Source organism: Ureibacillus sp. GCM10028918, assembly GCF_042666115.1.
In the GTDB taxonomy this organism is placed as follows: Bacteria; Bacillota; Bacilli; order Bacillales_A; family Planococcaceae; genus Ureibacillus.
The window spans coordinates 493,419-516,208 of sequence record NZ_JBHTFK010000002.1; the positions used below are offsets into that span (position 1 = coordinate 493,419).

Sequence of the window (22,790 nt, forward strand, 5' to 3'; positions counted from 1 at the left end):
AGGCTTTCATCTCTCCTCATAAAATAGAGGAAGGAGGGAGCTAATCGATGCTTGATAAAATCAAACTATTAATTGGTCAGCCGATTGGCGTTGCATTTAAGAATGGGCTTAGCGTCTCGGGTGTATTATGTGATGCAGATGAAGACGAAATTTGTTTATTGGAGTATTTATATCAAGCAAAATTTGTTCAAAAGTATTACAATTATGATCTGATACAAGGGATCTATATTTTCCCTAGCTGCGATAATGATATGCTAAATTAATAAACCAATTAGAATATATAATGGGGTATCCTTTATTTTGGGGTATCTCTTTTTTTATAGACAAATAGCGTGGACAAGTCAATTTGACTATCTCCACGCTATGAGTATCGTTAAAATATAAAATTTTGTTGTGAGGATAACTTTCTGAAGTAGTTATTAACCTCTAGCGCAAGCAGTTTGAGTGTTGCACGATGTAAGTCATATTGGCGTTGCTACATAATGTGAGGTTTTCATCACGTGGCGCTAAACCTATTATTTAAAGATAAGAAAGTATAAATTTTCGAAGTATGACAGCTCCAGGCGAAGGTATAAGTCGATCGCTTCGGAAGGTAAAGAGCGCCTTCTGTCAGCTCTCCACTTATGCTTGTCGCTGATAAGCGGGCGCCTTTCGCTTTTCTAGTTACTCTTTTAGTTTCCTCCATAATGTTGCTCGGTTAATGCCAAGTCGTTCCGCTGTTTTAGACTGGTTAAAATTTTCTTCTTTTAACACAAGATCGATTATTTCTTTTTCAATATCCTTTAAAGTGCCCTTAAGGGAAAGTGCTTTTATGGTAAGCTTTTCTTCGTTTAAAACTTTTTCTACAGTTTCCTGTTGAATAACAATATGATTTTCATTTAAAGCAATTTGCTTGACGATAAGTTGTAAGTCATCAATGTTGATAGGATATGTAGTTTCCTTTAGTAAAGATAAAGATTCTTCTTTAATCTTGACTGCAATTGTTCCATATTTTTCATGGTAAGCAGATAAAAAATAATGTACAAAGGAAGGGATATCCTCTTTTCGTGCACTTAAAGGAGGAATTACTACTGGATTGGAAATCTTGCAAGAAAAAGCTTCAATTTGATTGCAATTTTCCAATAGAATAAACACATGTATTTTTAATTCGATACACATGTTGATAAATGCGGACACCTTGTCATGATTTGTTTTTACACGCGATAAATTTTGAAATTTAATAGTACGAACACGTTCTAGTGAAATTCCATCTAACTTATTCACATCGTATTTCTCAAAATTAATGGTCAAAAGTAAACCGTCTTCAAATTGATAATGTATATAGGTAGAAATAAAATCTTTACCGGTTCCTTTTTCGCCAAGCAAAATAATAGGTTCGTTTTTTTGATAAAGGGTTTTTATTTGCTGTAAAGTGAATTGCATTTTACCTGAATCGGCAATTAACGGTTTATATACATTATCTGTATGAACTTTTAAGCCTTCTTCATTCAATAGCTTTTCATGTTTATTTAAAAAATATAATTTATATGAGAAATCCGGTAAATAACAGCCATTGATTTCGATTAGTACATCTTCGGCTACATATTTTCTTGAAGCTTTGTCTTTGTTTAAGTCTATGTCCGTATTTAAGATGTACAATTGCCTCTTTAAATCATCTGTAAACCGTAAAGTTGTAAAATGTTCGTAGACTATATTATTCTGCTCGTCGAGAAGAACTATATTTTTATATTTGTTTTGTACGATGATTTCGAAAATTTTATTGGGAATGTTAACTTTATTAATGTAATTATATAGCTCTGTAGCTTGTTCTAACGCTTTAATGATCGTCATTTTACTTGCGTGGATTAAAAATCCTTTTAGACCATATTCTTCACAGGTTTTAGTGGTAATCGTATCACCAATAATTTGTTTATAGCCATTGTTTTTTAGATCGACAACTAAAGAAGCTACTTCATCAATGTGGTCAATGGTAAAAACGGAAATCGGCAGTTCCATTAAATCAATTATTGAGGCTGCAAAATTAGTGATATCCGGAAAACTAATAAGTGCTGACTTATTGCTTAAATTCGAGGCTGACGAAAGTGAACGCATCATATCGTAACCTGAAATATTCATGTCAATGACAGGTGTTTTTATTGCCTCTTTTATAAGCTTAGCAGTAGTACCTCTACTAATGAATAGATCTGTATTGCTTTCTTTAGATAAAGCGATATCAACGCCTGCTTGTAATTCTCCAACTGAAACGGAGATATTTACTTCGGGAAAAAATGGAGTACATTCTTTTATGGTAGGTAACATTGCTTCATATGGAGCAATAATATGTACATTCATTTGCATACGTTAAGCCACCTTTTTAGTTTTAAGTGCAACTGTACAAGAGCTATGTAGTAGATCGTAACAATTTTATATTAATTGTATCATGAAGTTAAAATAGTAGAAATGAATTGTAAATAAAAAGAGTAACTAGTTTTATTTGGTTATTATTCTCTATTATTGTAGATAATTAAATCTCCTAAATGACTGGTTTAGAAGCAATAATTGCTTTTAAATCAGTTTTTTGCATTTATATAAGGTTAAAGTTCCTAGTGTGTCAGACTAAGAGTAATGGTATTATAAAATATTTCATTTATTACAAATATTACATTTTATTTCTATTTTTATATCAATATGTATATTTTTGTAAGTCCCTGGACAGTACTTAATTCGTAATTTCAATACAAATTTCGAGATTAATTGTCAGGAGGACGAAAAAAATGAAAAATAAACTAGCATTCATAATTTTACTAATCGTATTTTCGATATCAACTACCAATGTATATGGGATGGAAATTGACAGAGCTGCAATGCATACGGACGATGTAAATGAACGATTATTCATAACGGACGAATATGGTGGAGAATTGTTTGATGATGCATTAGATCGAGATATTGTTTTTTATAAAATGTTGCAACCAGAATTATATAAAGTACAAGAAGGGGATAACCTTTTCCGAATCGCTGTAAATAATCAAGTAGAATTAGAGGACTTAATGGAATGGAATGATCTAACAGACTATACGATCTATCCCGGTAAAGAATTGCTTCTTTTTGAGGATGGGAGTAAAAAGGAAGATGACACTGTTGTAGCCAATGCTTCAATAACTAGTCAAAATCAAAATGACGAAAAGAATAGTGACAATCAACAATCTAATAACTCAGAATCTAGCCAACCAAAAGTAGTGCAAAGTACAGTGGAAGAACCTGCTTCTGGACAGGAATTAATGGTTACTGCTACTGCTTATACTGCCTATTGTGAAGGATGTTCCGGTACAACGGCAATTGGTATTGATTTGCGTTCTAATCCAAATCAAAAAGTGATTGCTGTAGACCCAAATATCATACCGCTTGGTTCCAGGGTTTGGGTCGAGGGATACGGTGAAGCGATTGCAGGAGATACTGGTGGTGCAATTAAAGGAAATAAAATTGATGTTTTCATACCAACACGTAATGAAGCTTTACAATGGGGTCGAAAACAGGTAAAGCTAAAAATTCTTAATTAATAATATTGATAAGAAAAGTAGAAGCTCTAGAGATTTGACTCTCTAGAGCTTTTGCTATGTTAGCAATAAAATGAAAAAACTTTATAAAGCGATTTATATTTATACATAGCAAATCTGGATATTGTAAAGAAAAGTTACATGTCTTGATTCGAAATATTTTTTGTTTTCCATTTTCTGTATGATCCTTTTTCCTCATTGATGTGTATAAAAGACATTGTGCTACGTAAGGAAATATCATTAATTTTAATGTAATCGCATACAAATTGCACTCGTGAAATGCTTTTTAGAATAACAAAATGCCTATTCAACTATCGGATGTACAACTATGTGAAGTTTCCTGACATTATTTATAAAAAATGTATTGACATAAGGGGAATATAATGTAAAATTAATTTTAATAAAACGTGTTACTTTTCCTAACATCATAGAATAATATAATGTAACATGATGAATTACTTTTGAAGGGAGAATGAAAATTATGGAAGCTGTTCAAGTGCTGATGGATAACCTGTGGGTAGCGATTGGTGCAATTTTAGTATTCTTTATGTTAGGTGGATTTATTTTACTCGAAGCAGGTTCGACAAGAATGAAAAATGCCGGTCACGTAGCTGGTAAAACAATTTTTACAGCTGGTCTGGGGACCTTAGTTTTTTGGGCTGTAGGTTATGGCTTTATATACGGTGAAGGAAATGCATTCATCGGATTATCGAATTTTTTCTATGGAGATACAACGACTGCAGAACAAGCAGGTGGATTGACTCCGGCAGTTGACTTCTCTTTCCAAGTAATGTTTGCGTTAGTTTCGCTTACAATTGCTTTTGGCGGGTTTGCTGAGCGTGCAAAATTATCAGTCTATGTAATCTTTGCAATTCTGTTCTCTGCATTCATTTATCCGGTAGTTGCTCACTGGATCTGGGGCGGTGGCTGGTTAGCTGAACACGGTAAACAAGACTTTGCTGGTTCGACTGTTGTTCACTTAACAGGTGCTATGGCTGCTTTAGCTGCAACAATGATTTTAAAACCTCGTATTGGTAAATATAACAAAGACGGCTCATCCAATGTCCTAGCTGGTCATAACCAAGTTTATACTACTTTGGGTGTTCTGGTTCTTTGGGTAGGTTGGTTCGGTTTTAATGGTGCTAGTACATTCGGAGTTGCTGATGGATTCCTGGGTTATGTCATTTTAAATACGCAATTAGCTGCTGGAGCTGGTGCAGTTGCCGCAATGTTTACAGCTTGGGTTAAAACAGGGAAAGCAGATGTGCCAACAACTTTAAACGGTGCACTTGCTGGTTTAGTAGCAATTACTGCATCTTGTGGATTTGTAGCTCCTTGGGCTGCGGTAGTCATCGGATTAATTGGTGGTATGATGGTTGTATTCAGTATGCAATTATTTGAAAGACTAAAACTGGATGATCCGATTGCTGCATTATCAGTACACGGTACTGTTGGGGTTTGGGGTACACTATCAAACGGTTTATTCGCATTACCTGCATTATCTACCGATATTGATTGGGGTCAAGCAGGATTGTTCTATGGCGGTGGCTGGGAACAATTGGGCGTTCAAGCTTTAGGTGTTGTAGCTTCTGGTGCTTATGCATTTGCAGTGGCATTCATTCTTCTTAAAATTATGGATAAAGTTATGGGCGGTCTTCGTGTTACTGAAGAAGAAGAAATCATGGGCCTAGATATTTCGGAACATGGAAGTTATGGATATCCAGAGCAAATGGCTCTAGAAGAAGCAAAATTAGCTACTGCTGCAACAAAAGAAAAATTCTCATAAACTAATAATCTAAAAACATTATACTTAAACAAAAAGCCTCTGAATCTCAGAGGTTTTTTCTATAAAGGAAGTGTTCTCTTGGAAACGTATCAGTCAATAAAAGATTGGAAGGATGCTCATATTTCATCCTTCTTAGCAAATAACGTTTCACTTAACACGTTTCATGATCAAGTTATGCTAAAAGTACTGGAAGTGGCAAAAGAAAAATCGAAACAAAAGAAAGCACCTTGTTCTTATACTTGGTTTATAACTGGCAGTGGCGGTCGCTTTGAACAAGGATTAATTAGTGACCAAGACCATGGCATTATCTATGAGCAATCAACTCCAGAGAATGACATATTTTTTAAGGAGCTTGGAGAAGAGCTATCCTATGGGTTGGATTTTGTCGGATACCCCTATTGTAATGGAAACATTATGAGCTCAAACCCGATTTGGTGTAAATCCTATAAAGAATGGGAAGCGCAGCTATATAAATGGATGGAGGATGAGAGCTGGGAATCCATTCGATATTTGCAAATTTTTTATGATGCTAGAGCCTTATTTGGGAATAAAGAAGATATAAAACAATTAAAAACAATGATCTATCAATATCAAAAAGAGCATCCATCATTACTTAGGCGTTTTATGGAGAATGTTAAGCATCTTAAAAATTCAATTGGTCCTATGGGTCAGATTCTAGTAGAACAACATGGAAATTACCAGGGGTATATTAATTTAAAATACGCTGCTTTCTTGCCCTATGTAAATTCTGTTCGACTCCTTTCAATTAAAGAAGGTCTATGTGAAACTGCAACATTAGAGAGAATCAAGGGATTACAAGGCAAAGGGGAATACGAAACACTGCTGACATACAGTAATGAAAGTTTTTCTTTATTGATGAACTATCGATTATCTTTATTTCATGTGAAAGAGTACGATGATACTCATTATTTAAATATAAAATCCTTGACCAAGGAGCAAAAAAAAGAAATAAAACAAATTTTAAAGGGTGGAAAAAAACTACATGATGCAGTTATGGAATTAGTTAACAATCATGAGAAATAAAGAGTGTCTAAGAAAAGGGTGTTGTAATGGCATTTGAACCATTTATGCAATTATTAAGAGGGATTCAAGGAAAACGTGTGCATGATGGCGTTGGTGGCATTCAGAATTCTCATCAAATGGCCTATTTAAGACATTTGCAAAAAGAGATCAATAAAGATGATGCCATGAATACCCCATTGGATAAACTAAAGGTAGTGGTCTTTGACATCGAAACGACGGGGTTTAGTCCTGAAAAAGGGGACTGTATTTTATCCATTGGCGCCATTAAAATGTACGGGACAAAAATTTTGGAAGAAGAGCAATTTTATACTTTAATTAATTATGATCAGGAAATTCCGGAGGATATCGTTCAGCTGACAGGAATTACAAATGAAGCAGTCCGCGAAGCTCCTCCCATATCCAATGTTTTAATGAGTTTTTTTGAATTTGTAAAAGATTCAACTCTTGTTGCCCATCACGCAACACATGAAAGAAGTTTTATGCAATATGTAAGCTCGAAGTACTTTAAAACGCAGTTTAAGCATCGAATTGTGGACACATCTTTTGTTTATAAGTTAGTAGATCGAGATGTCCATAATGTTTCATTAGAGCAACTTTGTGAACAAAACGATATTCCAATTATTGAACGTCACAATGCTTTGGGAGATGCTAAAATGACAGCTCAAATTTGGCGTATTTATGTAGAAAAGGTGCTGGATTTGGGTTGTGAATCATTAAATGACGTCTATAACCATTTTGCGAGAATTTAATAGGTGTTGTATATAAAGAGTGTCTCCAAAGTTATTAAACTTTGGAGACACTCTTTTAACTCAGTAAGATAGAATTGATTGCATGGATGCGCAAAAAATATGCGACTTTAATATTGAGGCCAATTTTTTTATTTTAAATCATTTGTGTGGAAGCACTGCTTTTGATTTCATTTCCTACATAAGCTATATTTAAAGTGCAAAGTCATATATCATATAAAAACAGTAAGAATTAAATGAAATGGAATTGACCTTTGTGACTTATTATTATATATTTAGTTACGAAAAGTAAGTTGTTGTAAAAAAGTACCTTACGAATGATAAAGAAAAGATAGGTGATAGGGAATTGAAGAATTTTTCAGATGCCAATAAAATTTTAAAAGATAAGATGAACATTGTTTCATTTAATGATAAAGAAAATTTAGCTGTGGTGGGTCCGGTGAAACTGCCAATAAAGCAAGGGGAATTCGAGACGACTTTCCAATGGTATACATGGGCAACAGTAAATAATGAGATGAATACTAAAGAATCGATACTGCAGTCTATCGTAAATGCGGATTTAGCTTCAAAGCAACAATCATCTGTACTAGTTTATGGAGATTTTGCAAATGCGGATGATGCGATTATTCGTATGCATAGCATTTGTCATACAGGTGACATTTTTGGGAGCCAACGTTGCGATTGTGGCTATCAGCTCCATGAATCAATGAAGATGATTAAAGAACATGGCTGCGGAGCCATCTTTTATTTAGCAAACCATGAAGGTCGAGGAATTGGTTTGTTCTCTAAATCATTGGCCTATATTTTGCAGGAAGAAGGCTATGATACTGTAGAAGCGAATAATGCACTAGGGTTTGAAGATGATACACGTAATTATGAGGAAGCAGTTCGAGTCTTGGAAACACTAAGAGCAAAACCGGTTACATTAATCACAAACAATCCTAAAAAACTTGCTGCCTTAAAATCTCATGGTTTACTTGCGCATAGTCATATTCCACTATGGGGTGGCTTAACTGAAACGAATCGTCATTACCTTGAAACCAAGGTGAAAAAATCGGGTCATATTCCAAAAGAGCAATTAACTGTATAAGGAGTGTGTAAGCAAGTGATGAAGAGTGACCGTGAATACATGCAATTAGCTTTAGATCTTGCTGCTTCAGCTAAAGGAAACACAAATCCAAATCCTTGTGTTGGAGCAGTTCTTGTAAAAGATGGTGTCATTGTTGGGACAGGCTTACATCGCAAAGCGGGAGAACCGCATGCCGAAGTACATGCCTTTAATATGGCAGGAGATCATGCCAAAGGAGCTACTTTATATGTTACGTTAGAGCCGTGTTCCCATTATGGAAAAACACCACCTTGTGCAAAGTTAGTAAAAGAATCAGGAGTTAGCCGTGTAGTAGTGGCAACGATGGATCCAAATCCATCTGTTGCAGGACGTGGGATTAACTTATTGAGAGAATCAGGGATTGAAGTTGAGGTAGGTTTATTGGAAGAAGAGGCCCGTAAATTAAATGAGCGTTTTATTTACAATATGCTTACTAATAAACCTTTTGTTATTTCGAAATTTGCGATGACGATGGATGGAAAAATTGCGACTCATAATGGTCATTCAAAATGGATTACAAGTGAAGAAGCACGATTGCAAGTTCACAGGCTTCGTCATGAAATCGATGGTATTTTGGTAGGTGTGGGGACGGTGTTAGCGGATAATCCATCCCTTACAGCAAGACTTCCACATCGAAAGGGGAAAAATCCCGTCCGCATCATTTTAGATAGCGAATTGAAAACACCCTTAAATTCCGATGTTGTTAATACAGCAGAAGCACAAACAATTATTGTTTGTGGTAATGATGTCGATGGAACAAAGTCTAAGCAACTATCCGAAAAAGGTGTTCAAATCCTAACTGTTTCAAAATCAGAACAGGGGTTAAACTTGAGTGAAATGCTCGATGAACTTTATAAACTGGGAATTACGGATGTACTAGTAGAAGGAGGAGCAGAAATTAATGCCTCCTTCTTAAGAGCGGGGTTAATTAATAAAGTTCTTTTATATATGGCACCTAAAATATTAGGTGGAATACATTCGAAAACCCCGTTTGCCGGAATGGATATAGATGGTATCGATGAAGCGCTTCAGCTAGAATTTGATTCGATTGAACAAGTCGGGCCGGATTTATGCATTACAGCTTATCCTACGGGAGAGGCGAGATGAATTTAAAAACGGATGTCTGCATAGTTGGTGCTGGACCAGGTGGAGCCTTACTCGCATACTTATTAGCAAAAAAGAACGTATCTGTTATTTTAATAGAGCGTAGTAAAGATGTTGCAAAAGAATTCCGTGGTGAACATTTAAATGAGGAAGGCGAAGGAATATTAAAACATCACGGTTTATTTGAAAAAGTTGAACGATTAGGATTGCTTAGAATGGAAACTTTGGAGTATTGGGAGAATGGGAAATTATTTAAATTGATTAACCCTAATCCTGATATAGGCCACCTAGGAATTCATGTTCCTCAAGCACATTTGCTTTCGGTCATTATCCAGGAAGCAAAGAAATATTCTAATTTTTCATTAATGACAAATACAAGACTTATAGATTTAATAAAAGATGAGGCAGATGGTTTTAAGGGGATAAAAGCGATACGTGAAGATAGAGAAATTGTTATTGAAAGCAACTTGGTTATTGGTGCTGATGGCAGGTTTTCAACGGTTCGCAAAAAATCGGGAATTGATGTTACAGTACGAAAACATGGGTATGATTTGTTATGGGCAAAGATTCCTGCACCACTAAATTGGGAACCGTCTATTAAAATGGCACTAATTGATGAAATGCAGCTATCGTTATTCACCCAAACAAAAGGCTATATTCAGATTGGCTGGAATATAAAAGAAGGATCTTATTCCGAACTTCGAAAGCAACCCTTTACCCCCTTTATTGATAAGTTAATAAAAGCCTTTCCTCAGGTAAAAGAAACTGTTCAACGTCACATTACCTCATGGCAGGATTTTGTTTTATTGGATGTGCATAGTAATTACACAGATACATGGGGGAAAGCTGGATTAGCTTTAATTGGCGATGCAGTACATACGATGACACCTACTGGAGCATTTGGACTGAATAGCGCGATGAAGGATGCTGATACACTGGCGGCTATTTTAACGCGAGAGACCATTTCAAATATGGATTTAGTGAATTGTGCTGCACAACGAAAAAAGGAAGTAGAAAAATTACAAGTGATTCAAGTTCAAAAAGAACAAAATTTTGCAAAACAATTTGTAATTTATTCATAGGAAAGTAGGAACTTTTTGTGAGATTTGGTTTTGATATAGATGATACACTCATTAATTTAAGAGAACATGCATTTCACATTTATAATCGAAAACTCAATCAAAATATAGGGATTGAAATATTTCGCGAATTAAAAACAGTAGAAATACATGAAGCATTTGGTTTGGACAAAGTAGCAGGTGGCCGAATGTGGAACAGTTTACTGGAGGAAATCTATTTTACAAATTGTCCTGCTTATGATGGGGCAATTGAGTTGTTGAATCAACTTGATAGAGAAGGGCATGAGATTTTCTATATTACATCTCGTCCCAAACAATATTGCCAAGAAACGCAAGAATGGGTAAGAGAAAAAGGTTTTCCTGTTCGTGAGCAACATTTTTTCTGCGGTATGCAGGACCAAGAGAAAATCGATATTATTAAACAACTAAACCTGGATTTCTATTTTGATGATAAACCTGTAGTGCTTGAAACATTAAAAGACATAGCAACAAAAGTCTACGTTAAAGATCAATCGTATAACCAACATGTCAGCATTCCAAGAATTAAGGATTGGACAAGTTTTTCTTATTGAAAAAACCGGGCTATTCTTTTCTGAATAGCTCGGTATTTTTTTGAAATTTTTTATAGTTGAGTCTATGCCAGTTGTTTCAGCAATTGAGCGCTTTCCAATCGATTGCGAACAATAACCCCAATCCAGGCTGCTGCTACTGCTTTAATAATTCCAACGATTATAAATGGATAAACCCCACCCATAAATGCAGCAGTCCAAGATAAATCTCCGACGATTTTTAACCAAGTAGTACCAAATGCAAGCGTAATCACCATTCCAATTAAATTGGCAATGATTGAATGGGTATAGTTCACACCGAATTTATCCATATATACGCCCATTAAGTAAGCCTGTACTAAAAATCCGATAATATAGCCACCTGTTGGTCCGACGATAACCCCAAGTCCACCGGAGAAGCCTGAGAAGACAGGCAAACCGATTGCTCCAAGCAAGATATATAATAGAACGGCTATTGTCCCGTTTTTCCTGCCTAAAATCGTTGCAATTAGTCCGACAGCCAGTGTTTGACCGGTAATAGGAATTAGTGGTAACGGAATTGTGATTTGAGCAAGAACGGCAATGATTGCTGCCCCGAAAGCGGTAACTACGTAAGAATATGTTTTAGTTTGCATTTTTTATCCCCCTCTTGCGTTAACTTGTTTTATTTTTAGGTTTACACAAAAAAGAATAGTATAAAATGGTAAAAATGTCAATCGGATTTTTATTCAAAAATACCTGTTAATATAAATCTTTGAAAGAATATGAAATCAGACTTATTTATGATGGAATCATTAATATTTTTATGATATATTTGATACCTGGTGTCTTTAAACGGAAGTTTTCTTGCATCTTTGGACAGTGTGATATATAATTATATCCGCTGTTTTTATTTGGTTTTGTCGTTGCGATGAAGCCTAAAACAAAAGATATACTATCAATATATCTTGCAAATATACATGATAGGTGGAATATAGATGGATTACAGAGTTTTACTTTATTATCATTATACAACGATTGAAGATCCAGCTGCTTTTTCAGCTGAGCATTTAAAAGCGTGTAAAGAGTTAAATTTAAAAGGACGCATTTTAGCAGCGTATGAAGGTATTAATGGTACTGTTTCAGGAACAATTGAAGATACAAATGCCTACATGGAAATGATGAAAAATCATCCATTGTTCGAAGGAATCGTATTTAAAATTGATGAAGCAGAGAAACATGCTTTCAAAAAGATGCATGTGCGTCCGCGCCCGGAGCTAGTTAATCTTAGCTTGGAAGATGATATTAATCCTCATGAAATTACAGGTCGGTACCTTTCACCTGAAGAATTCTTAAATGAAATGCAAGATGAAAATACAGTCGTACTAGATGTACGAAACACATATGAATATGATGTTGGCCACTTCCGTGGTGCGATTCGTCCAGAGGTAGAAACATTCCGTGATACACCACAATGGGTACGTGACAACCGCGACTTATTTGAAGGTAAACGTGTATTAACATATTGTACTGGCGGTATTCGCTGCGAGAAATTCTCTGGTTGGTTAAAACGTGAAGGAATCGGTGAGAATGTGGGTCAATTACACGGTGGTGTAGCTACTTACGGTAAAGACCCTGTAGCAAAAGGGCAACTTTGGGATGGTCAGATGTATGTATTTGACGAGCGCTTAACTGTACCAATCAACCAAGTTGAACATGTGGTTGTCGGAAAAGATCATTTCGATGGCACACCTTGCGAACGTTACATTAACTGTGGAAATCCTGATTGCAACAAACAAATCATCAGTTCCGAAGAAAATGAATTAAAACATTTAGGCGGATGTACGATTGAATGTTCAAAACACGAACGCAATCGTTTCATCGCAAATCACAATCTGTCTGAAGAATTTGTTCAACAACAGTTAAAATGGCTTGAAGAGAAAGAAGTAAACGCCTAAGCATATTGTATAGATTGGTGAGGAGAAGAGTGACTTTTCCTCACCAATTTTTTTCATCTAGTGATATAGTTTACCGGAATGAATTCGGGCGTTAGATCGATTTATAAAGGTGTTAAAAGTTTAAAGAAGCTCAGTGCGTGGGTTGATTAAGTTAAGGAAGTTCAGCATAAGAGTAACGAAGTATTTTCGAAGTTTTGAATAGTTACGCATCCAGATGTAAACACACAATAACCAAAAAAGAACCTCATCACTCCAAAGATTACAAAGTAAGAATAATTCCCAAAACAACTATCTAAAACACCTACTAAAATGCAACTACAAAAAGAGTATGCTACTATTTAAATTAGTATCTGAATATTATTTGGAGGTGAGGACATGGGTAAGGCTCGGATTATTTTTCACGTTGATATGAATAGTTTTTACGCATCTGTTGAACAGGCACATAATCCTGATTTAAAAGGGAAGGCGATAGCCATTGCAGGAAATCCGAAAGAACGCCGCGGGATTATTGTTACTAGTTCGTATGAAGCGCGTCATAAAGGTATTTATACGACGATGAATGTAGGAGAGGCACTTCGCAAATGTCCCGATTTAATTCTATTACCTCCTGATTTTCCAAAGTATCGAGCGGCTTCGAAGGCGATGTTTACAATTTTAAGAAGTTACTCAGAATTAATAGAACCTGTATCCATTGATGAAGGATATATAGATATTACAGATATTGGAACAGGGCGTCATCCGATTGACATTGCGAGGGAGATTCAAATGAGGGTTTTCAATGAACTCGACCTTCCTTGTTCAATCGGCATTGCACCGAATAAATTTCTTGCTAAAACTGCTTCTGATATGAAAAAACCAATGGGTATAACGATTTTAAGAAAACGGGATGTCCAAAATAAGCTATGGCCTTTACCTGTTATCGAGATGCATGGTGTGGGAGAAAGTACCGCCAAGAAGCTTGCAACACTAAAAATTCATACAATTGGTGAGCTTGCCAATGTTGATGAGTATCTCATTCGGCAAGCTTTAGGGAAAAATGGTAGCCGTTTAAGAATGCGTGCAAATGGTGAGGATTCTCGAGAAGTGGACCCCAATTCAATTTATGAAACGAAAAGTGTTGGAAATTCCACTACCCTGCCAGTAGATGAAACAGACATAGAAGAACTCGAAAAGACTTTTTTAAAATTGTCCGAAAGAGTAGCGGAACGGTTGGATGCAAAAAAATTATGTGGTTCTACGATCAGTATCCAAATTCGCGATGCAGATTGGCACAACCATTCAAAGAGTAAAACCTTTCAAAATCCTATTTATAACAAAGAGCTAATATATGAAGAAGCAATCAATTTATTTCATAAATCGTGGAATGGAGCACCAATACGACTTCTAGGAATTACGGTTTCAAATGTATTGGATCGAAAACAATCGGTTGAACAACTATCTATCTTTAATTTCGAACAGTTTGCTAAACAAGAACCAATCTATGAACTAATCGATGAAATAGAAAAGAAATTTGGGAAAGGTGCGATTCAAAAGGGAATCGAAATTGACAAATCCAGTTATGCTTCTAAAACGAGTTTTAGTAAAGACTTCTTGGAAGATTTAAAGGATTGATAGTTGAAATTTGGAAAAGTCATTAATGAAATTTAGAAATAAAAGATGATGAATGGGAGAATATCAATGCAGCTACAATTTCTGGGAACGGGCGCGGGAATGCCTTCGAAAGATCGAAATACAAGTGCCCTTGTTTTAAAATTATTAGAAGAGCGCGGCACAGTTTGGCTTTTTGATTGTGGGGAAGCTACACAACACCAAATATTACATACATCAATTCGTCCAAGAAAAGTGGAGAAGATATTTATTACCCATCTACATGGGGATCATATTTTTGGGTTGCCCGGTTTCTTAAGCTCCCGCTCCTTTTTAGGTGGGGAAGATACTTTAACGCTTTATGGTCCAAAAGGGTTGCAAGAATGGGTTGCAACAACTTTAAATGTATCAAAAACTCATTTAACTTATGCTATTGAATATGTCGAAGTACAAGAAGGAGTAATATTTGAGGATGATCAATTTATTGTTCGTGCACAGTTACTGGAACATGTAATCCCTTGTTTTGGCTATCGAATTGAACAAAAAGCCTTGAAAGGGGAGCTTCTCATCGAAAAGGCTAGAAATCTCGGAGTTCCAAAAGGCCCATTATTAGGGAAGTTAAAAAATGGTGAGGATATTACATTAGAAGATGGCAGGAAGGTATTGAGCCAAGCAGTTACAGCACCACCTAAAAAAGGATTTACGATAAGTATTCTAGGGGATACGAAATACTGTGAGCCCGCCAAAATTTTAAGTGAAGGTGCCGATATTGTCGTACATGAAGCCACATTTGATCATGCAACAGAGCATTTGGCAGCAAGCTATGGCCATTCAACAAATGTTGAGGCGGCAAAAATAGCGAACGAAAGTAAAGCTAAAAATCTAATATTAAACCATATCAGTTCACGTTTCTTGCCCCATGATATTGAAGCGTTATCTGAACAAGCAAAAGAAGTTTTTCCCAACACTTTTATCGCTCATGATTTTTCGCAATTTGAATGGAAAAATGGGACGCTAATTGAGGCTTAAAGTTAAAGTAAAAACGAGCAAATGAAAGCTCGTTTTTTTATATAAAATCTTTCATTTCGCTTAAGTGCATAAGGCAAATCGCATAAAAGTTTAGCATTGCATTTTTTTGTAGTAAAAAATGAAATTATTAAGGAAATTATAGATTATTCGAGAATTATTCTATATGATTGTCCTTGGGGAGGGGTTTGATGAATCAACCAAAAATAAGTCCTGCTGTTTTACGTTTGCTAGTAATATTTCCAAATATACTAAGTTATTTATTATTAGTTGGAGTATTAGTATATATTGCAACGAATTTTACGGGATTAAAGGCAGCGGAGGCGCTTAACTTCTGGCTATTATTAGCAGCAATTTTATGTCCAATGGCGATTTATACGACATATTCCATCGTTAAACGTATTCGAGCGGGTGTATTATAATAGGAAATAAAGAAAAACGCGTGTACAAATTTCAACATTGTTCACGCGTTTATAATTGAAAAAAATAGATATTTGTAAAATGATGAAATTTAAAAATAGGAAAAAATACACTTTTCGACAAATGAAAAATAGTAAAAAACGACATTTCCTAGGAAATATTATGATTAAATGAATAATATGCAACAAAAACATCAGATAGATAAACAATCGCTTTAAGTTTGAAATAAATTAACTCTTTAAGAACTTAGATTAAATCAATGTTATTGACCTTTTGCTAATTCTCTCGATCTTGCTTCGGCACTTTTGATGCAAGCATAGATGGCTTCATTAAAACGATTATTTTCTAAAGCTGTAATACCAGCTTCAGTGGTACCCCCTGGACTTGTTACTTTCCTTCGTAAAACGATAGGTTCTTCTTTCACTGATTGAAGCATGGCAGCAGAACCAGCAATTGTTTGTACCATTAATTCGCGAACTACCTCTTTTGATAATCCAAATTCAGCTCCCACTGCTTCCCAAGCTTCAAGTAAATAATAAAGATAAGCAGGACCACTCCCAGAAAGAGCTGTTACAGCATGTAGCTTATCTTCTTCAACTTCAATAACAATACCGATCGCTTCTAGCAGCTGTAAGTACAGGACTTTTTGATAATCATCTACTTGTTCGTTGAATGCTATGCCACTTGCGGACATGCCTATTGTTGCAGAAGTATTAGGCATTACTCGTGCGATAGGTCGATTTCCAATGCCTTCTTCAATCGTTCGGATAGGTATACCGGCGAGTACAGAAAGGATTGCGGTATCTTTGCTTATAAATGGTTGTATTCTTTCCATTGCAGGCTGAATGTCTTTTGGTTTCGTGGCTAAAATGATTAAGTCCATTTCGCAAATACACTCATGATTATCCAATATATTGACTGCATAATTCTCACTTAATTCAATTAATCTTTCGAATTTCGAACGGTTTGTTACATAAATGTTTTCGCTTGGTATTACTTTTTGCTCTACCCAACCTTGGATTAGTGCTTCTGCCATTGAACCAGCGCCAACAAAAAGTATTTTTTGCATAACGATCCCTCCATATATTGATATTTATCCTGTTTGAACTTCTCTTAGAACCATTAAATTATAAAAGGACTAAACAAAAGAAGTTATAAGTTCTGAGGGAGTAAAAGTCCTTTTTGTTATACATGGAACTTGCCTAAAAATTACTTTAATAGCATCTGAAATTGGGTATTCTTAGTTCAGAGTGGAACTTTAAACTTCACTAATATACCTCTTTTAATGAACGGCGCAATTATTTAAAGGACGAAATAACGGTCATTAAAATGTGAACAAAAATAGAGTTCTTTTTCAATATAAAAAGCGTTCTCATCCTTATACTAAGGACGAAAACGCTTGAGAGCTCTTTTCCGCGGTACCACCTTTGTTTGCCTAATAGATAATAGGCACAACTCGAATCCTCCTTATCGCAGAGGGGACGGTCATGTTTACATGACTACTCCGAAGTAGGTTCAATGAATTTAGCGGGCTATGCTGCTTGCAGCAAATGCAGCACTCTCTTTAACCTTAAAGTCATTTACTTGTCTTCATCATCGTTTTAATAATTTTTGGAATTATGAAAATTATATGCACTCTTTTCGGTTCTGTCAATTACATACGTGACGAAAAACAAAAAAAGAGATAAAATGAATGAATACTGATTCATTATAGAAGGAAAATAGTTTTATTTAGAATATAAGGAGAAATGTCCATGAATATACATAAAATTGTCATACCTACACCATATCCAATAGGGGATGTGAATGCTTTTTTAGTCAAAGGAGATAAATTATCACTTTTCGATGTTGGGCCGAAAACACAAGATGCATTAGATGCATTAAAGAGAGGAATTCATGAGGCAGGATTCAAATTGGGAGATATAGAGCAAGTTGTGTTAACTCATCATCATCCGGATCATGCTGGCTGGGTGGATGCATTTTCACAAGCAGAAATCGTAGGGCACGAATATAATGACCATTTTTTACGTAGAACACCCGAATTCATGGCTTATCGATCCAACTTCTATCGTGAGCAGCTGCAATTACAAGCTGTTCCTGAAAAGTATCTTGACAAAATAGTTGAATCTAAAGAAGCGCTGAAATTATACGGTTCAACTCCCTTAACAAAGTACATTGAAGATGGGCAAGAAGTCCCGGGACACCCTGGCTTAAAAGCAATTTATACACCTGGCCATGCACAAAGCCATTTAATTTTTCTAGAAGAATCGACAAATGAAGTGATTGGTGGAGATCTGTTGCTGGATAAAGTAGCAGCAAATCCATTAGTGGAACCGCCGACGGATCTATCGACTAATCGACCAAAAGCTTTAATCCAACAACAAGAGTCGTTGAAACTTTTGCGTGAGTTAAACGCAGCCAAAGTATTTGCAGGTCATGGAGAAGATATAGTGAAAGTAAACGAACTAATCGATAAACGTTTACAAAAAGATCAAATGCGTTTAGAACAATTAATTAAACATGTTGATACTCCAAAAACTGTCATTGAGTTGACTATGGACTTATATCCGGCAAATTATAAGTCAGAATTAGGGTTAACATTGTCGAAAACAATGGGTTACTTAGATTGTCTAGTAAGAGATGGTCTTGTAAGTGAGGAAATCGTAAACGAAGTTATCGTTTATCATCGAAGTTAAAAAAACCACAGGAAGAGTAAAGGCTCTACCTGTGGTTTTTTTATAATTAGTTAGCGTTTGCTAATGCATCCAGTGACATTGCAGGGCCGAAGAATTCGAAGTGAATGTTCTCGCCAGGAACACCAAGGTCACGAACAATTGAAATGACTGTTTCCATAAACGGAGCGGGTCCACAAATGTAAACTTCAGTATTTTCCTTAACAAATGGAACTAAATCTTCTTTTGTCACATAACCATTTTCATCTGAGAATAAGACACGATAAGAACCATTCAATTCATTTACTTTTTTATCAATTTGCTCTTTAAATGCAACAGCCTTTTCATTGCGTGCACATTGTATGAACGCAACCTGTCTTCCAAGGTCCATTGTTTGAAGCATTGTATTTAGTGGTGTAACGCCAATGCCACCGCTTACAAATAGTACAGGGTTGCTGTTGTCTTCTAATGTAAATAATCCTGCTGGAGCACTTATTTCAATTGTATCACCTTCGTCTACTTGATCGTGAAGGTAATTTGAAACTACGCCTTTTGGATCTACTGCATCTTCGCGTTTAACACTTATACGGAATTCGTTTTCATTTGATGGCTGTGATAATGTATAGTGACGGTTTGAAGTATATTCGTCACCAGGTACTTTTACACGAACTGTGATATATTGCCCTGCTTTATATTCAGGTAATTTTTCCCCATCTTCCGCTACTAAATAAAATGAAGTAACAATTTCGCTTTCTTCTACTTTTCTAGCTACTTTGAAGGATTTAAATAACCTCCAGCCGCCATCTTTCTCAGCTTCTTTATAGAGATCTTCTTCAATCGAAATAAATACATCTGCAATAACGCCGTAAGCTTCTGCCCATGCATTAATGATTTCATCTGTAGCAGCATCACCGAGTACTTCTTTAATCGCTTCTAATAAATTTTCACCAACGATAGGGTAATGTTCGGGCAAGATTCCAAGGCCACGGTGTTTGTGTGAAATTTGCATAACGGCAGGCACAATGGCTTGGAGATTATCGATGTACTTAGCTGCTGCTAAAACTGTATTCGCTAAAGCCGTTTGCTGACGTTTTCGTGCTTGGTTTGCACGGTTAAAGTAATTAAATAATTCAGGGTGTTTTCTGAACAGATTACTGTAAAAAGTTTTTGTAATGGTAACTCCGTGCTGTTCTAATACGGGTACGGTTGATTTAATAATGTCAATTGTTTGTTGTGATAACATAAGATCACGTCCTTTCAAAGTCATCTTACGCCTAGCAAAATTTAAAAGCAATATTCAGAATGCATGTTTAACAAATCTGACACAAAGTAGTATGTAGAATACATGTTTAACACATTGGACACACAAATAATTATGTTAAATACATCCTAAATATTGTTTCATTTCAAGTTATTTTTGTAAAAATTAAAAATCAAAGTGATATAATAATGATAAGAAAGAGTGGTGTTTTTTAGTTGCGCTTAACTTTATATACAGATTATTCCCTGCGAGTGTTATTATATCTTGGGATAAAAGGGAATGAACGTTTATCAACTATACAAGAAATTGCTGATAGCTATCATATATCAAAAAATCATCTTATGAAGGTTACCTATGACTTAGGCCAACTTGGCTTAATCGAAACGATTCGTGGCCGAGGCGGTGGTATTCGCTTAAAAGCACAGCCGGAAGATATTAATATCGGACAAGTCGTCAGACATACCGAAGAAGATTTCCACCTTGTAGAATGCTTTGATTCAGAAAATAATCTTTGCAAATTATCACCTGCCTGCAAGCTGAAATTTGCACTCAACGAAGCATTAAATGCCTATTTGCAAGTTTTGGATCGCTATAGTTTAGCCGATTTCTTGATATCAAAGGAAGAGATGTTCAGATTACTCGGAATGGAACCTTCATAAAAGGGTATAGATAAAGTCTATACTTTTTTTTAGGTTTTCTTCTAAACTGTAATTTCAACATTTATGAAAGGAATATACATAATTTATGAATAACAAAACAGTTTTTATCACGGGGGCAACAAGTGGAATAGGGCGCATTATTACAGAACTTTGTATTAAAAAAGGTCATATTGTGTATGCTACAGGTCGAAATGAATCTTCCCTTGTGATTTTATCAAAAATGGGGGCAAACGTACTTCAAGGAGATCTATCGAATATACAAGACATTAATCGAATTTATGGTGAACTTCCATCTATTGATATCGCCATTATTAATGCTGGAGTTGGTTTTTTTGAGAATGCTAGTGATCTTTCAGATGAAGATGTCGATAATATGATTGATATAAATGTAAAAGCACCAATTTACTTAACAAAAAGACTAGCAAATCAAATGATTCAACGGGAGACTGGGCATATTATTTTTATTGGTTCACAAGCAGGAAAAGTGCCAACAAAAAAAGCGAGTGTTTATGCAGCATCAAAGCATGCAATTACAGGATTTGCAAATGGCCTAAGAATGGAGTTATCTCCATATAATATCCACGTTACTGCCGTTTATCCAGGTCCAATTGATACGCCATTTTTATTAAAGGCAGATTCGACTAATAATTATAGAGAATCAATGAAGAGATTCTTGTTAAAACCCGAAAACGTCGCTAAAGAAGTTGTTAAAACGATAGAAAAACCAGTTAGAGAAGTAAATTTACCGAGGTTTATGTCAGTTACCAGCAAACTTTATGCAGTAGCCCCTAGATTAATCGAAAAGCTAGGAAGCGGTTTCTTTAATAAAAAATAATACATGAAAGAGTAGATATAAGCGCCTAAGATTTGGGCGTTTTTTATTTTTTATAAAAATCTAACATTTTATAAAAATACACTTGAATTTATTTTTATAAAATGTTACCATTCGTGTATAAACAATTAATCGAGTGTATAAAAATACATATTAAGTGCTGGAGGTAAAAATAATGGCAAATAAAAAAGTAGTATTGGCTTATTCAGGTGGACTTGATACATCAGTTGCAATCCCTTGGTTAAAAGAGCAAGGTTGGGACGTAATTGCAGTTTGTTTAGATGTAGGTGAGGGTAAAGACCTTGAATTTATCAAGAATAAAGCCCTTCAAGTAGGGGCGATTGAATCGTATATGGTGGATGCAAAAGACGAATTTGCGGAAGAATATGCACTGATCTCTCTACAAGGCCATACTTGGTATGAGCAGAAGTATCCATTAGTTTCTGCACTTTCTCGTCCACTGATTTCAAAAAAATTAGTAGAAATTGCAAATGAAACGAATGCAGATGCTGTAGCCCATGGCTGTACTGGTAAAGGGAATGACCAAGTTCGTTTTGAAATTTCGATTAAAGCTTTAAACCCTGATCTAGAAGTTCTTGCACCAGTACGTGAATGGGGTTGGAGCCGTGATGAAGAAATTGAATATGCAGAAAAACACGGTGTACCTGTTCCAGCAACAATCGATTCACCATTCTCGATTGACCAAAATCTTTGGGGCCGTGCAAACGAAGCTGGAGTAATGGAAGATCCATGGGTAGCTCCCCCGGAAGAAGCATATGGATTGACTGTTTCTCTTGAAAATACACCAGACATTCCGGAATTCATTGAAATTGAATTCGTTGAAGGGAAGCCAGTTTCATTAAACGGTCAAGAAATGAAGCTAGCAGATCTTATCGAAGAGTTAAATGAAGTAGCAGGTGCTCATGGTATTGGACGCATTGACCATGTGGAAAATCGCTTGGTTGGAATTAAATCACGTGAAGTCTATGAAATTCCTGGAGCAAAAGTGCTTCTAACAGCTCACAAGGAATTAGAAGATATTACTCTTGTAAAAGAATTAGCTCATTTCAAACCAATTATTGAACAAAAGCTTTCTGAAGTAATTTATGAAGGACTATGGTTCAATCCAATCCGTGTAGCATTGGAAGGTTTCTTAAAAGAAACACAAAAATATGTAAACGGTACAGTGCGTGTGAAATTATTTAAAGGTCATGCAATCGTTGAAGGTCGTAAATCTCCAAACTCATTATATAGTGAAGAGCTTGCAACATACTCAAAAGCAGATCAATTCAATCATGCATCAGCTGTAGGGTTTATTGAATTATGGGGTCTTCCGACAGTGGTTGCTGCGGAAGTAAACAAGAAAAAAGAAGTAGAATCTAAAAATTAATTTTTATCGAAATCGATTCATGCTCTAAGTTTTCATTAGGGTCTTGATAGAAGTA

The 22,790-nt window shown here is 35.6% G+C and carries 21 protein-coding genes and 1 other annotated feature; of the genes, 17 read left to right on the top strand and 4 right to left on the bottom strand.

Going from position 1 to position 22,790, the window contains the following annotated elements; genetic code table 11:
• Positions 1-47: 47 nt before the first annotated feature.
• A complete protein-coding gene (locus ACFQU5_RS02435) occupies positions 48-263 on the top strand; it encodes a hypothetical protein (RefSeq protein ID WP_390284349.1) in 216 nt (71 codons plus the stop codon).
• Positions 264-663: 400 nt separating this feature from the next.
• Here the strand turns inward: ACFQU5_RS02435 and ACFQU5_RS02440 are convergent, their stop codons facing one another.
• The gene (locus tag ACFQU5_RS02440) at positions 664-2,337 is read right to left on the bottom strand and encodes a PrpR N-terminal domain-containing protein (RefSeq protein ID WP_390284351.1); all 1,674 of its coding nucleotides are present in this window, start codon (positions 2,335-2,337) and stop codon (positions 664-666) included.
• Between the two features lie 416 nt (positions 2,338-2,753).
• Here ACFQU5_RS02440 and ACFQU5_RS02445 point away from each other — a divergent pair, with 416 nt between their 5' ends.
• The 8 genes from ACFQU5_RS02445 (at position 2,754) to ACFQU5_RS02480 (ending at position 10,975) form a co-directional block, all read left to right on the top strand.
• A complete protein-coding gene (locus ACFQU5_RS02445) occupies positions 2,754-3,539 on the top strand; it encodes a 3D domain-containing protein (protein ID WP_390284353.1) in 786 nt (261 codons plus the stop codon).
• A gap of 478 nt (positions 3,540-4,017) precedes the next feature.
• Positions 4,018-5,322 (top strand): ammonium transporter, encoded by a 1,305-nt coding sequence (locus tag ACFQU5_RS02450; RefSeq protein ID WP_390284355.1) that lies wholly within the window; start codon positions 4,018-4,020, stop codon positions 5,320-5,322.
• A gap of 78 nt (positions 5,323-5,400) precedes the next feature.
• Entirely contained in the window at positions 5,401-6,366 is a 966-nt protein-coding gene (locus ACFQU5_RS02455; protein WP_390284357.1) for a DUF294 nucleotidyltransferase-like domain-containing protein, read from the top strand.
• A 26-nt stretch (positions 6,367-6,392) separates the two neighbouring features.
• Positions 6,393-7,115, top strand: coding sequence for an exonuclease domain-containing protein (locus tag ACFQU5_RS02460; protein WP_390284359.1), 723 nt, complete (start codon positions 6,393-6,395; stop codon positions 7,113-7,115).
• A 385-nt stretch (positions 7,116-7,500) separates the two neighbouring features.
• Positions 7,501-8,202, top strand: coding sequence for a GTP cyclohydrolase II (locus ACFQU5_RS02465; protein ID WP_390284700.1), 702 nt, complete (start codon positions 7,501-7,503; stop codon positions 8,200-8,202).
• An 18-nt stretch (positions 8,203-8,220) separates the two neighbouring features.
• A complete protein-coding gene (ribD, locus tag ACFQU5_RS02470) occupies positions 8,221-9,327 on the top strand; it encodes a bifunctional diaminohydroxyphosphoribosylaminopyrimidine deaminase/5-amino-6-(5-phosphoribosylamino)uracil reductase RibD (protein WP_390284702.1) in 1,107 nt (368 codons plus the stop codon).
• Positions 9,324-10,406: an FAD-dependent monooxygenase gene (locus ACFQU5_RS02475; RefSeq protein ID WP_390284361.1), complete on the top strand. Its 1,083-nt coding sequence runs from the start codon at positions 9,324-9,326 to the stop codon at positions 10,404-10,406. Before ribD ends, ACFQU5_RS02475 begins: the two co-directional genes overlap by 4 nt.
• Before the next feature lie 17 nt (positions 10,407-10,423).
• Positions 10,424-10,975, top strand: coding sequence for a 5' nucleotidase, NT5C type (locus ACFQU5_RS02480; RefSeq protein ID WP_390284363.1), 552 nt, complete (start codon positions 10,424-10,426; stop codon positions 10,973-10,975).
• Between the two features lie 62 nt (positions 10,976-11,037).
• Here the strand turns inward: ACFQU5_RS02480 and ACFQU5_RS02485 are convergent, their stop codons facing one another.
• Positions 11,038-11,586 (bottom strand): biotin transporter BioY, encoded by a 549-nt coding sequence (locus ACFQU5_RS02485; protein WP_390284365.1) that lies wholly within the window; start codon positions 11,584-11,586, stop codon positions 11,038-11,040.
• A gap of 342 nt (positions 11,587-11,928) precedes the next feature.
• On the opposite strand from ACFQU5_RS02485, the gene trhO reads away from it, so the two are divergent.
• The 4 genes from trhO (at position 11,929) to ACFQU5_RS02505 (ending at position 15,923) form a co-directional block, all read left to right on the top strand.
• Positions 11,929-12,888 (top strand): oxygen-dependent tRNA uridine(34) hydroxylase TrhO, encoded by a 960-nt coding sequence (gene trhO, locus ACFQU5_RS02490; protein ID WP_390284367.1) that lies wholly within the window; start codon positions 11,929-11,931, stop codon positions 12,886-12,888.
• 375 nt (positions 12,889-13,263) lie between these two features.
• Positions 13,264-14,499, top strand: a complete 1,236-nt coding sequence (locus tag ACFQU5_RS02495) for a DNA polymerase IV (protein WP_390284369.1) — start codon at positions 13,264-13,266, stop codon at positions 14,497-14,499.
• A gap of 66 nt (positions 14,500-14,565) precedes the next feature.
• The gene (gene rnz, locus ACFQU5_RS02500; RefSeq protein ID WP_390284371.1) at positions 14,566-15,504 is read left to right on the top strand and encodes a ribonuclease Z; all 939 of its coding nucleotides are present in this window, start codon (positions 14,566-14,568) and stop codon (positions 15,502-15,504) included.
• 188 nt (positions 15,505-15,692) lie between these two features.
• A complete protein-coding gene (locus ACFQU5_RS02505; RefSeq protein WP_390284373.1) occupies positions 15,693-15,923 on the top strand; it encodes an acyl-phosphate glycerol 3-phosphate acyltransferase in 231 nt (76 codons plus the stop codon).
• Between the two features lie 260 nt (positions 15,924-16,183).
• Here ACFQU5_RS02505 and proC read toward each other — a convergent pair whose 3' ends face one another.
• Entirely contained in the window at positions 16,184-16,990 is an 807-nt protein-coding gene (gene proC, locus ACFQU5_RS02510; RefSeq protein WP_390284375.1) for a pyrroline-5-carboxylate reductase, read from the bottom strand.
• A 313-nt stretch (positions 16,991-17,303) separates the two neighbouring features.
• Positions 17,304-17,527, bottom strand: a binding site (T-box leader).
• A gap of 148 nt (positions 17,528-17,675) precedes the next feature.
• On the opposite strand from proC, the gene ACFQU5_RS02515 reads away from it, so the two are divergent.
• On the top strand, positions 17,676-18,617 hold the full coding sequence (locus ACFQU5_RS02515) for an MBL fold metallo-hydrolase (protein ID WP_390284377.1): 942 nt from the start codon (positions 17,676-17,678) through the stop codon (positions 18,615-18,617).
• A 46-nt stretch (positions 18,618-18,663) separates the two neighbouring features.
• Here ACFQU5_RS02515 and hmpA read toward each other — a convergent pair whose 3' ends face one another.
• Positions 18,664-19,836: an NO-inducible flavohemoprotein gene (gene hmpA, locus ACFQU5_RS02520; protein ID WP_390284379.1), complete on the bottom strand. Its 1,173-nt coding sequence runs from the start codon at positions 19,834-19,836 to the stop codon at positions 18,664-18,666.
• A gap of 233 nt (positions 19,837-20,069) precedes the next feature.
• Here hmpA and ACFQU5_RS02525 point away from each other — a divergent pair, with 233 nt between their 5' ends.
• The 3 genes from ACFQU5_RS02525 (at position 20,070) to ACFQU5_RS02535 (ending at position 22,735) form a co-directional block, all read left to right on the top strand.
• On the top strand, positions 20,070-20,513 hold the full coding sequence (locus ACFQU5_RS02525) for an RrF2 family transcriptional regulator (protein ID WP_390284381.1): 444 nt from the start codon (positions 20,070-20,072) through the stop codon (positions 20,511-20,513).
• Between the two features lie 85 nt (positions 20,514-20,598).
• Positions 20,599-21,348 carry an SDR family NAD(P)-dependent oxidoreductase gene (locus ACFQU5_RS02530; RefSeq protein ID WP_390284383.1) on the top strand — a complete coding sequence of 250 codons (750 nt, stop codon included), beginning with the start codon at positions 20,599-20,601 and terminating at the stop codon, positions 21,346-21,348.
• A 172-nt stretch (positions 21,349-21,520) separates the two neighbouring features.
• Positions 21,521-22,735, top strand: coding sequence for an argininosuccinate synthase (locus tag ACFQU5_RS02535; RefSeq protein WP_390284385.1), 1,215 nt, complete (start codon positions 21,521-21,523; stop codon positions 22,733-22,735).
• Positions 22,736-22,790: the final 55 nt, after the last annotated feature.

Coding starts and splice junctions, on each gene's coding strand:
- ACFQU5_RS02440 (WP_390284351.1), bottom strand. CDS start 2,337: ATGCAAATGAATGTACATATTATTGCTCCATATGAAGCAATGTTACCT.
- ribD (WP_390284702.1), top strand. CDS start 8,221: ATGAAGAGTGACCGTGAATACATGCAATTAGCTTTAGATCTTGCTGCT.
- ACFQU5_RS02485 (WP_390284365.1), bottom strand. CDS start 11,586: ATGCAAACTAAAACATATTCTTACGTAGTTACCGCTTTCGGGGCAGCA.
- ACFQU5_RS02515 (WP_390284377.1), top strand. CDS start 17,676: ATGAATATACATAAAATTGTCATACCTACACCATATCCAATAGGGGAT.
- rnz (WP_390284371.1), top strand. CDS start 14,566: ATGCAGCTACAATTTCTGGGAACGGGCGCGGGAATGCCTTCGAAAGAT.
- proC (WP_390284375.1), bottom strand. CDS start 16,990: ATGCAAAAAATACTTTTTGTTGGCGCTGGTTCAATGGCAGAAGCACTA.
- trhO (WP_390284367.1), top strand. CDS start 11,929: ATGGATTACAGAGTTTTACTTTATTATCATTATACAACGATTGAAGAT.
- ACFQU5_RS02435 (WP_390284349.1), top strand. CDS start 48: ATGCTTGATAAAATCAAACTATTAATTGGTCAGCCGATTGGCGTTGCA.
- ACFQU5_RS02535 (WP_390284385.1), top strand. CDS start 21,521: ATGGCAAATAAAAAAGTAGTATTGGCTTATTCAGGTGGACTTGATACA.
- ACFQU5_RS02505 (WP_390284373.1), top strand. CDS start 15,693: ATGAATCAACCAAAAATAAGTCCTGCTGTTTTACGTTTGCTAGTAATA.
- hmpA (WP_390284379.1), bottom strand. CDS start 19,836: ATGTTATCACAACAAACAATTGACATTATTAAATCAACCGTACCCGTA.
- ACFQU5_RS02445 (WP_390284353.1), top strand. CDS start 2,754: ATGAAAAATAAACTAGCATTCATAATTTTACTAATCGTATTTTCGATA.
- ACFQU5_RS02460 (WP_390284359.1), top strand. CDS start 6,393: ATGGCATTTGAACCATTTATGCAATTATTAAGAGGGATTCAAGGAAAA.
- ACFQU5_RS02530 (WP_390284383.1), top strand. CDS start 20,599: ATGAATAACAAAACAGTTTTTATCACGGGGGCAACAAGTGGAATAGGG.
- ACFQU5_RS02465 (WP_390284700.1), top strand. CDS start 7,501: ATGAACATTGTTTCATTTAATGATAAAGAAAATTTAGCTGTGGTGGGT.
- ACFQU5_RS02475 (WP_390284361.1), top strand. CDS start 9,324: ATGAATTTAAAAACGGATGTCTGCATAGTTGGTGCTGGACCAGGTGGA.
- ACFQU5_RS02450 (WP_390284355.1), top strand. CDS start 4,018: ATGGAAGCTGTTCAAGTGCTGATGGATAACCTGTGGGTAGCGATTGGT.
- ACFQU5_RS02495 (WP_390284369.1), top strand. CDS start 13,264: ATGGGTAAGGCTCGGATTATTTTTCACGTTGATATGAATAGTTTTTAC.